At 68.9% G+C, this 10,480-nt stretch carries 11 protein-coding genes; 9 read left to right on the top strand and 2 right to left on the bottom strand.

The genetic code is table 11. From position 1 onward, the window contains the following. Nucleotides 1-1,065, bottom strand: a 1,065-nt coding sequence (locus tag E1261_RS39205) for a DUF5667 domain-containing protein (protein ID WP_132414821.1), incomplete at its 3' end; no start/stop codon positions are given. 106 nt (nt 1,066-1,171) lie between these two features. Further along, on the bottom strand, nt 1,172-1,744 hold the full coding sequence (locus tag E1261_RS39200) for a sigma-70 family RNA polymerase sigma factor (protein WP_238161031.1): 573 nt from the start codon (nt 1,742-1,744) through the stop codon (nt 1,172-1,174). Nucleotides 1,745-2,117: 373 nt separating this feature from the next. Between E1261_RS39200 and E1261_RS39195 the strand changes: the two genes are divergently transcribed. From E1261_RS39195 to E1261_RS39160, 9 genes are all read left to right on the top strand, one after another. Next, a complete protein-coding gene (locus tag E1261_RS39195) occupies nt 2,118-3,563 on the top strand; it encodes a class I adenylate-forming enzyme family protein (RefSeq protein WP_132414820.1) in 1,446 nt (481 codons plus the stop codon). Next, nucleotides 3,560-3,799 carry a glutaredoxin family protein gene (locus tag E1261_RS39190; RefSeq protein ID WP_132414819.1) on the top strand — a complete coding sequence of 80 codons (240 nt, stop codon included), beginning with the start codon at nt 3,560-3,562 and terminating at the stop codon, nt 3,797-3,799. The genes E1261_RS39195 and E1261_RS39190 overlap by 4 nt, the downstream gene beginning before the upstream one ends. Nucleotides 3,800-3,914: 115 nt before the next feature. Beyond that, nucleotides 3,915-4,673 carry a redox-sensing transcriptional repressor Rex gene (locus E1261_RS39185; protein WP_132414818.1) on the top strand — a complete coding sequence of 253 codons (759 nt, stop codon included), beginning with the start codon at nt 3,915-3,917 and terminating at the stop codon, nt 4,671-4,673. Continuing rightward, entirely contained in the window at nt 4,670-5,953 is a 1,284-nt protein-coding gene (locus tag E1261_RS39180; protein ID WP_132414817.1) for a glutamyl-tRNA reductase, read from the top strand. The genes E1261_RS39185 and E1261_RS39180 overlap by 4 nt, the downstream gene beginning before the upstream one ends. Beyond that, nucleotides 5,950-6,831 carry a hydroxymethylbilane synthase gene (hemC, locus tag E1261_RS39175; protein ID WP_132414816.1) on the top strand — a complete coding sequence of 294 codons (882 nt, stop codon included), beginning with the start codon at nt 5,950-5,952 and terminating at the stop codon, nt 6,829-6,831. Before E1261_RS39180 ends, hemC begins: the two co-directional genes overlap by 4 nt. Then, a complete protein-coding gene (locus E1261_RS39170; RefSeq protein ID WP_238176715.1) occupies nt 6,828-8,573 on the top strand; it encodes a bifunctional uroporphyrinogen-III C-methyltransferase/uroporphyrinogen-III synthase in 1,746 nt (581 codons plus the stop codon). Before hemC ends, E1261_RS39170 begins: the two co-directional genes overlap by 4 nt. A 22-nt stretch (nt 8,574-8,595) precedes the next feature. After that, nucleotides 8,596-9,561: a porphobilinogen synthase gene (gene hemB, locus E1261_RS39165; protein WP_272948635.1), complete on the top strand. Its 966-nt coding sequence runs from the start codon at nt 8,596-8,598 to the stop codon at nt 9,559-9,561. 57 nt (nt 9,562-9,618) lie between these two features. After that, complete coding sequence (locus E1261_RS45630) at nt 9,619-9,759, top strand: hypothetical protein (RefSeq protein WP_165952801.1); 141 nt, start codon at nt 9,619-9,621, stop codon at nt 9,757-9,759. Then, nucleotides 9,756-10,480, top strand: a 725-nt coding sequence (locus E1261_RS39160) for a hypothetical protein (RefSeq protein ID WP_132414814.1), incomplete at its 3' end; no start/stop codon positions are given. The genes E1261_RS45630 and E1261_RS39160, both read left to right, overlap by 4 nt.

Below are 10,480 nucleotides of genomic sequence, written 5' to 3'. Positions count from 1 at the left end.
GCCTGATGGCGTACCGGTCGGCTGGGACCCGGACGGGCGTGGGGGAGTCTTCAGACTGCTCGGTGGCGTCGTGGGCTCCCCGACTAGCGTCGTGTTCGGCACCTTGGTGGGTGTGGTGGTGGGCTTGGCGGTCGGAACCGTCGACGGTTTGCCGGCCGGCGGGGTCTTCGGGCTGCCGCTGGGCGGCTTCACCGACTCCTCGACCGTGCTCGGCGGAACCTGCTGGTTCTTCGGCGCCTTCGGTTTGTCGCACTTCGGGCAGGCGGTCGTGCTGTGCTGGGCCAGCTGGTCGATCGTGGCCAGGGCCTCGACCGCCGACTTCAGCGACTCCGGTGGCAGCTTCGGCGCCAGCTCTCCCAGCCCCTGGCGGGCGCTGGTGATGAACGCCGTGACCGCGACGATCGAACTCGCGTCGCCGTCCTGCTGGTACGACGCGACCAGCCGGGACACGCCCTTGCGGGCCTGCGCCGAGAAGTCGTCGAGCGTGCCGTTGATGGTGGTCGCGGACCCGCCGTTACCGGCGAGTGCCTGGACCTCGGACAACCGGGTCTTGGCGTGCTCGAGATCGCGCCGGCCGCGGGAGTCGTCGCCGATCCCCACATTGGTCGCCACGTTCTCGATACTGCGCTTCATCCCGTACAACGTGTCGCCGGGCATCGCCTGCTGAGCGGCAGCGGCAGAACCGATGCCACCTCCCAGCAGCACCAGCGCGGCGGTACTGGCCACGAGCCGGATACGCCGGCCATGACGATGGCGGATATCTGTCACGGACGCGTCGACGTCCTCGCCACTCGGCGGGTCGTCGGAGCTGTCGGGAGTGCTGCGCACCATGGTCGGAGTACTGGTCGCCGCGCGGGCGGCCGCCTGCTCTAGCAGACGGTGCCTCAGCTCGGCGCTGAACTCCGGTCGGGGTGCGACTGCGCCGGCGGTCCTCAGCCGTCCGACGAGTTCTACAGCCTCTTCCAACTCCGGGTCATCGCTCAGTCGCGAAGAGTGACGAGGCCCGTGATCGACGGCGTGCGCGAAGGTCTCCGCGCGCGCTCGAGCCCTGTGTAGGTCACTCATGGATCTCGTTCTCCTCAATGGCCAGTCGGGGTCACCGACAGGTCCTCACGAGGGAGAACGATGAAACTCCCTGACGGGTTACGGAAGACTGTCGTTGTCATCCGTCTCACCTCAAGTCCTTGGGGATAACCTTCGCCAAGTGCCGGACGGCCCTCAGTTGCAGTTGCTTGACGGCGCCTTCGGACTTCTCCAGCGCCCTGGCCGTTTCCGCGATCGACAAACCGGCGAAGAACCGCATCGTCAGGCAGTCGCGTTGTTCGTCGGGCAAGCCGGCGACGGCGTCCCGCAGCACCTCGGCGGTGGCGGCGGCCAGTACGTCGACCTCCGGCCCCTCGGTCTGCCGGTCGTGCGTCTCGATCTCGTCCGTGACCACCTCGAGCCGGACCCGGCCGGACTTGTAGTGGTCGGTGATCAGGTTCCGGGCGATCGTCACCAGCCAGGCGCCGAAATCCCGGCCCTGCCAGCGGAACGAGTCCAGCGCACGCAGCGCCCGGACGAACGTCTCGCTGGTCAGGTCCTCGGCGAGTGCCGATGACGACACCCGAGCGTATATGTAGCGATAGACGGTGAGCGAGTACTCGTCGTAGAGCTCACCGAAGGCACCGACGTCACCTGCCTGAGCGCGATCGACGAGCTCGGCCCGTCTCATCCCGTCCGGACTTGGCTCCGGCGTCGTCAAGATCTCTCCCCGTTCGAAAGACACGTCGTCTGACACATCCGCGCATGGCCACACACGGCTGGAGACGATGCGAGCACTGAGCGTTACGCCTGCAGCACTCGCTGTCAACAGCTGGTGGCGTGCCGCCTTCCCGTCGGTCGTACGTGACGAATGCGCCAGCGGACTGCTCCCGTCACCACCTGATGACGCAACGCAGCCTGCTGTCGGGGTTTTTGCGCATGGTCTCCCCGTCATGGACGGGTTTCTGCAGTGTGAGGTTCAGCAGAAGCACATCCACGAGTTCACCTGTATATCTCCCGTCACGCTCTGCTGCAACCATTCCGAGCGCGCCGGTTGCTCGGTGAGCGTGGAATAGCCATGACAGACTCAGCAGGTGGACTTCAACTTCGCGGACCTTCTTCGTGACACAGCGCGACGTCACGGCGATCGGATCGCGCTGGTCGACGGCGACCGGCGACTGACCTGGACCGAGCTCGACGCGGCCGTCGAGAGCGCTGCCCGCGGGTTCGCCGCGGCCGGCCTGGTGCCCGGCTACCGGGTCATCCTGCTGATCGCCAACAGCATCGAGTTCGTCACCTCCTACCTGGGCGTTCTTCGCTCCGGCCTGGTCGCCGTACCGCTGAACACCGGGCTGACGAAGCCCGAGGTGGACACCGTCGTGGCGCATTCCGGGGCCCGTCTCGCGGTCACCGACGAGGACCTCGCGGGGCTCGTCGAAGGGGCTCGCGTCGTGCGAGCCGGCGAGCTCCAGGGTGACGCTGTGTTACAGCCGACGATCGACCCGGAAACGCTCGCGGTGCTGCTCTACACCTCCGGAACCAGTGGAGATCCGCGGGCCGCGATGCTCACGCACCGCGCACTCACCGCAAACGTGAAGAATCTCTCCGCACTCGGCCCCGACCGAATGGGCCCCGAGGACGTGGTGCTCGGCGTGCTGCCGATGTTCCACGCCTTCGGCCTGAACGCGGTCCTCGGCTGGACTGTCGCGACCGGCGCAGCGCTGGTCATCGACAAGCGCTTCGACGCCGCGCACACGCTTGATCTCGTCAAGGAGCACGGGGTCACCCGGCTGCCGCTGGCCCCGCCGGCGCTGCATGCGCTCCTGGCCCGTCCTGATCTCCGTACGGCGCTCTCCGGCGTGAAGGTGGTGCTGACCGGCGCCTCGGCACTGGATCGCGGCCTGGCCGACCGTTTCGAGCAGGAGACCGGCCTCTTCGTCCACCAGGGCTACGGCCTGACCGAGGCCTCCCCGGGCGTGACGACGACCCTCGGTGAGGGCGAGCCGAAGCCCGGCTCGGTCGGTCGCGCACTGCCGAACGTCGAGGTCCGGATCGCCGACGAGCAGGGTGACAATGTCGAGGGCGACGACCCCGGCGAGATCCTGATCCGCGGGGCGAACGTCTTCTCCGGCTACTGGCCGGACGGTGTGGACGGCCCGGATGCCGAGGGCTGGTACCGCACGGGTGACGTCGGTTTCCTGGACTCCCACGGTGATCTCTTCCTGGTCGACCGGCTGCGCGAGCTGATCATCGTGTCCGGGTTCAACGTCTTCCCCAGTGAGGTCGAGGAGGTGCTGGTCGCGGCCGACGGCGTACTGGAGGCCGCCGTGATCGGCGTCCCGTCCGAGGACACCGGTGAGGCGATCAAGGGCTTCGTCGTACCGGAGCCTGGTGCGACGCTGGAGCCGACCAGACTTCTGGAGTACGCCGGGACCCGGCTGGCGCGGTTCAAATGCCCCAGCGAGCTCGAGATCGTCGAGCAGTTGCCGCACTCCGTCACCGGCAAGGTGGCCAAGGGCCGGCTGCGGGCGGAGGGATGAGCGCCCGCGTCACGCTCTACGGCAAGCCTGGCTGTCACCTCTGTGACGACGCCCGGGCGATCGTCGAGGCAGTCTGCGCTGAGCTCGGGGTGGAGTGGACCGAGGTGGACATCACTCAGGATGACGCGCTGTTCACCCAGTACGGCGAACAGATCCCGGTCACGCTCGTCGACGGCAAGCAGCACGACTTCTGGCGGGTGGACCCGGCCAGGCTGCGGAAGGCGCTCAGCGGTTAGTGCTGTCGGTCACCCTGGGGTTCGCCGATTTTGTTCTCACGTTCACAAGCTCCTAGAGTAAGAGGAGCCGCAGGGTACTGAACGCGGCTGATGAGAACCACCCCCCAGGAGAATTGTGACGCGTGCCAGCAGCCGTCGTCCCGGCCCGCCGACGAGAACCGAACGCGGCATCCCCGAGGCGACTGTCGCGCGCTTGCCGGTCTATCTGCGGGCGCTGACCGCGCTGTCGGACAGTGGCATCGCGACCGCGTCGAGTGAGGACCTGGCCACCGCGGCCGGCGTCAACTCTGCGAAGCTGCGCAAGGATCTGTCCTACCTGGGCTCCTACGGCACCCGCGGCGTCGGGTACGACGTGGAGTACCTCCGCTACCAGATCGCCCGCGAGATCGGCGTCACCCAGGACTGGGCGGTCGTCATCGTCGGGATCGGGAACCTGGGTCACGCGCTGGCGAACTACTCCGGTTTCGGCACCCGTGGGTTCCGGATCGTCGCCCTGCTCGACGCCGACCCGAAGCTGGTCGGCGAGCGGATCGGTGACATGGAGGTCCGCGACTTCGCCGAGCTCGAGCACATCGTCGAGACCGACCGGGTCTCGATCGGCGTCATCACCACCCCCGCCGGTCCGGCCCAGGAGGTCTGCGACCGGCTGGTCGCGGCCGGGGTGACCAGCATCCTGAACTTCGCGCCGGTGGTGCTGTCCGTGCCCGACGGCGTCGACATCCGCAAGGTGGACCTCTCGATCGAGTTGCAGATCCTGGCGTACCACGAACAACGAAAGTCCGGAGAGGTGGCGCTCCCCCAGGTGCCCGAGCTACCAGCGACCAACGCGCTCACTCCCGATCTGCCTGCTGTGGGCGGGGGTGTGATCGCGTGAGCTACTTGGTTGTCGGGATCAGCCACCGCAGCGCTGACATCACTGTGCTGGAGCGGGTCGCGCTGGATCCGGAGGCGGCGACCAAGCTCGCGCTGGCCGTGCAGAACACCCCGGCCGTGACGGAGTCCGCCGTACTGGCGACCTGTAACCGCACCGAGGTGTATGCGACCGTCGACCGCTTCCACGCGGGCATGGACGAGGTCACCGCGATCTTGTCCGACATCACCGGCGTACCGCTGATCGATCTGGCCGAGCACCTGTATGTGCACTTCGAGGAGGGCGCGGTCGCGCATCTCTTCCAGGTCGCGGTCGGCCTCGACTCGATGATCGTCGGCGAGAGCCAGATCCTCGGCCAGGTGAAGGAGTCGCTGCGCGTCGGCCAGGACCTGGAGACGATCGGTACCGACCTCAATGCCCTTCTGCAGCACGCGTTGCGGGTCGGCAAGCGGGCTCGCGCCGAAACCGGTATCGACTCGGCGGGCCGCTCGGTCGTCTCGGCCGGGCTGGACGCGGTCGGTGGTTTCGAAGGGCGCCGTGCCCTGATCGTCGGCGCCGGTTCGATGGCGTCGCTGGCCGCGCAGACCCTGATCAACGGCGGCGCCGCGAGCGTGGTCATTGCCAACCGCAACTATGAGCGCGCGGTCGCATTGACCGATCGCATCGGCGGTACGGCGATCCAGCTGGCGAACGTCCCGGACGCACTCGCCGAGGCCGACCTGGTGGTGTCCTGCACCGGTGCCCGCGGTGTCGTGCTGACCGCGGAGATGATCCGGAACGCGAGTGACGGAAGGGCTTTCGGCGTGCTGGACGTTGCGCTGCCGCGCGATGTCGCTCCGGAAGCAGCCCGGATCCCCGGCGTCACCCTCGTCACGCTTGCCGACCTGGCCGGGACGGCCGGTGGCAGCGAGCACGACATCGAGGATGTACGGCGAATCGTCGCCGTCGAGACCGGTGCTTTCGAGGCGACCCGGCGAGCTGCCTCGGTCGCCCCGACGGTCGTTGCGCTGCGGACGATGGCCAGTGAGCTCGTCGACTCCGAGCTGGCCCGGCTGGACCGCCGGCTGCCCGGCCTGGACGACAACCAGCGGCAGGAGGTGGCCCGGACGATCCGACGGGTCGTCGACAAGGTGCTGCACAACCCGACCGTTCGGGTGAAAGAACTTGCCGCCGATCCCGGCGGACCGACGTACGCGAACGCGCTGCGCGAACTGTTCGCCCTCGACCAGGCGACGGTCGACGCGGTGACGACGCCCAAGGCGCGCGGAGGTGAGCACGCATGATCCGACTGGGGACCCGGCGGTCCGCACTGGCGACCGTCCAGGCCAACCTGGTGGCCGACCAGTTGCGCGCACTCGGGCACGAGGTCGAGCTGGTGCCGATCGTCACCACCGGCGACGTCAACCTGGCGCCGATGCAGCAGATCGGTGGCACCGGGGTGTTCGTCAGCGCACTGCGCGACGCACTGATGTCCCGCGAGATCGACATCGCCGTGCACTCGCTCAAGGATCTGCCGACCGTTCCGGTCGAGGGTCTGACGGTCGGCGCGATCCCGGTCCGCGAGGATCCGCGCGACGTACTGATCGCTCGTGACGGCCTCACGCTGGGTGAACTGCCGCAGGGCGCCCTGGTCGGGACGGGCTCGGCGCGCCGGACCGCGATGCTCGACGGGCTCGGCCTGGGGCTGGAGATGACCGGGATCCGCGGCAACGTGGACACCCGGATCAAGCTCGTCACCGATGGCAAATTGGACGCGGTGGTACTTGCGAGGGCAGGGTTGTCCCGGTTGGGACGGCTCGCCGAGGTGACCGAGACCCTGGATCCGATCCAGGTTCTGCCCGCTCCCGGACAAGGTGCCCTGGGCATCGAGTGCCGGGCGGACGACACCGAGGTACTGGCCGCCCTGGCTCCGCTGGAGGACCCGGCCACCCGGGCAGCGGTGACAGCGGAACGGCAGATGATGGCCACACTCGAGGCAGGATGCTCGGCCCCGGTCGGAGCACTCGCCGAGGTGGTCGAGGGTGAGGACGGCCCCGAGCTTTGGTTGCGGGGCGCGCTCGGCCAGGACGACGGCGTACGGCGGCTCTCCGCGAACGGGCCGGTGGACGATCCGGTGTCCCTCGGCAAAGCGCTGGCGAACGAGTTGCTGGAGCGCGAATGACACCACCGGCACAGGGCACGACGACAGCCAAGAAGACAAGCACCACGAGGACGAGGGCGAAGGCAGACGTGAGCAGCGCACAGACAGCAGCCTCCACCGCGACATCCGCGACACCTCAGACAGTGCCGGCGAAGGCTGCCGCGACGAGTGCCGCCAAGCAGCCGAGACCACTCGGTCACGTCACGTTCGTCGGCGTCGGCCCGGGTGACCCCTCGCTGCTGACGCTGGCCGGACGCGACGTCCTGGCCGGCGCGGACGCGGTTGTCGTCGAGGGTCCGGAGCACGACGCCTTCCTGGCGTACTGCAAGCCGGGTGTCGAGGTGATCGACGGCTCCGGCGCCGAGGGCAGCCGCGCACTGCGTGTCGCGGCCCGCGGCCGGCTGGTGGTGAAGACCGCCAAGTCTGCGGCGAACGTGGTGCGCCTGCTGACCGGCGACCCGTTCACCTTCTCCAGCGGTGCCGAGGAGGCCGCCGCCTGCCGCAAGGCGGGCATCGGCTTCAACGTGATCCCCGGCGTCAGCGAGGTGAGCGCGGTCCCGACGTACGCCGGAATCCCGCTGACCATGAAGAACGACCGCGAGGTCACCGTGGTCGACCTGGCCGAGGCCAAGCTCGACCTGAGCCGGCTGCACACCAAGCAGACGCTCGTCCTGCTGAACGCGACCGACGTCCTCAAGGACACCGTGGCCGCGCTCGTCGAGGCCGGTTTCGATGCCTCGACCCCGGTCGCGGCAACCGTCGGCGGGACGACGACCGCGCAGACCAGCGTGATCGGCACCCTCGAGACGATCGTGGCCGACCTGCGGGCCGCCAAGGTCACCGGCGAGGCCGTGATCGTGGTCGGCTCCGTGGTCGAGCAGCGCGAGGCGCTGTCCTGGTTCGAGACCAAGCCGCTGTTCGGCTGGCGGATCCTGGTGCCGCGCACCAAGGACCAGGCCGGTCCGCTGATGGACCGCCTCCGCCGGTACGGCGCGATGCCCGAAGAGGTGCCCACGATCTCCGTGGAGCCGCCGCGTAACCCGCAGCAGATGGACAAGGCGATCCGCGGGCTCGTCGAGGGCCGCTACGAGTGGGTCGCGTTCACCTCGGTCAACGCGGTCAAGGCGGTCCGGGAGAAGTTCGACGAGTACGGGCTGGACGCGCGGGCGTTCTCCGGGCTGAAGATCGCCGCGGTCGGTGACAAGACCGCCGAGGCGATCGCTGCCTGGGGCATCCGCCCGGACCTGACCCCGACCGGTGAGCAGTCCGCCGCCGGCCTGGTCGAGGACTGGCCGCCGTTCGACGAGGTGCTGGACCCGATCAACCGGGTGTTCCTGCCGCGTGCCGACATCGCCACCGAGACGCTGGTCGCAGGACTGACCGATCTCGGCTGGGAGGTCGACGACGTCACGGCGTACCGGACCGTGCGGGCCGCCCCGCCGCCCGCGCCGACCCGCGAGGCGATCAAGTCGGGCAAGTTCGACGCGGTCGTCTTCACCTCGTCGTCGACCGTGCGCAACCTGGTCGGCATCGCCGGCAAGCCGCACGCGTCGACGGTGATCGCGGTGATCGGCCCGGCCACGCTGAAGACGGCCGAGGAGCACGGATTGCGCGTCGACGCGATGGCGGATGCGCCGTCCGCCGAGGAGCTGGCCGATGCGCTCGCCCGGTTCGGTGCGGATCGGCGTGACACCATGGTGGCAGCGGGCGAGCCCGTGACCCGCCCCTCCGAACGTCGTGCAGGTTCCCGCAGGAAGAGCTGAAACTGTGCCTGGATTCCCGGATGTGAGGCCCCGCCGGCTGCGTCAGTCGGCGGCGATGCGCAGGCTGGTCGCGGAGACCACGATCGAGCCGCGGCAGCTGATCCTGCCGATGTTCATCCGGGAAGGGGCCCGCGAGCCACTCGCGATCAGCTCCATGCCGGGCGTCTACCAGCACACCCGGGACACCGCGCGGAAGGCGGTCGCCGAGGCGGCGCAGCTGGGGCTCGGTGGCGTGATGCTGTTCGGCGTACCGGAGGAGAAGGACGAGGTCGGATCGGGTGCACTCGATCCGGACGGCATCCTGAACATCGCGATCCGGGATGCGGTCAGTGAAGCCGGCGACTCGTTGCTGGTGATGTCGGACCTGTGCCTGGACGAATTCACCTCGCACGGGCACTGCGGCGTACTGGATGCCGAGGGCCGGGTCGACAACGACGCGACGCTGAAGATCTATGCGGAGATGGGGGTCGCGCAGGCCTCGGCCGGTGCCCACATCGTCGGTCCGTCCGGGATGATGGACGGCCAGGTCGGCGTCGTACGGCGTGGTCTGGACGCGGCCGGATTCCAGGACACGGTGATCCTGGCGTATGCGGTGAAGTACGCGTCGAGTTTCTTCGGGCCGTTCCGCGAGGCGGTGAACTCGTCGCTGCAGGGTGACCGGAAGTCGTACCAGCAGGACGGTGCGAACGCGCGCGACGCGATCCGCGAGGTCGACCTGGACATCGCCGAGGGTGCGGACATCGTGATGGTGAAGCCCGCGCTGCCGTACCTGGACATCATCCGGCAGGTTCGCGACCACGTGAACGTGCCGGTGGCGGCGTACAACATCTCCGGTGAGTACGCGATGGTCGAGGCGGCCGCGGCGAACGGGTGGATCGACCGGGAGCGGGCGATTCTCGAGACGCTGACGTCGATCCGGCGCGCGGGTGCCGACCAGATCCTCACGTACTGGGCCGCGGAGGCTGTGGACCTCCTCGGGCGTCGCTGATCCCCGGCTCGCGTTAGTCTCGGAACGACCTTTGTTGCTCCGAGAGAGGTGTTTCGCGTGTCCACCACGGACCCGGCCGACCAGCCGAACGAGGCCCTGCAGGCCGCCCGCGACCAGTTGCAGGCAGCTCGGTCTGAGCTCCAAGGCGCCGAAGCGGCTCTCCGCGCGGCCTTGGACGAGACCGAGGACGACCAGTGAGTACGCCGGCCCAGGAGCAGGCGCGCGCCCAGGAGCGGGCTGCCTGGCTGGCGGAGACGGCGTACAACGCCCTGTCTGCCGCCCGTTCGTCCCTCGGACAAGCGGCTGACGTCACCCGCGAGGTCGACAACTACCTCCGGCGCAGCGAGGAAGAGATCTTCGAGCTGCCCGTACAGGCCAACCGCGTCCAGACTGCCGACGAGCCCCGCCCCTTCCAGCGGAACGCCCAGGAGCTTGCGGACCAGGCCGACCAGCGGATCCGCTACGCCCGCCAGGGCATCACCGAGGTCCGCGACCGCGTGGCCGACGGCGGCCGCGCCCTGAGGGCCGGCCGCGACGCCCTCACCGAGCTGTCCGAGCTGCCGGTCCAGCACGACGTCGCCGCGATGGACCGCCTCTCGCATCAGCTCAACACCCTGGATGCTGCCGTCGGCAACTTCACCGAAAGCATCGACAACGCCGACCGCCGCCTGATCGCCACCCGCGAAGCACTCGACCCGCTGGTCAATTCCAGCAGCCACGTCGACAACCGCCAGGCCGCAGCCGCCCTCATCACCAACACGGCCGAGGCCGCCGACACCCAGCTCATGCAGACCCGCGCCGGCCTCAACACCCTCAACGAAGCCTTCGAAGAAACCCACGGCGACTCCGCCCAAGCCACCGCCGAATCCGCCGAACTGGCCCGAACCTTCCACGCCGCCGCCAACCCCACCCCCCGCAC

This window comes from Kribbella albertanoniae (genome assembly GCF_004348455.1).
Lineage (GTDB): Bacteria > Actinomycetota > Actinomycetes > Propionibacteriales > Kribbellaceae > Kribbella > Kribbella albertanoniae.
This window is presented reverse-complemented; position numbering and strand designations above follow the sequence as displayed.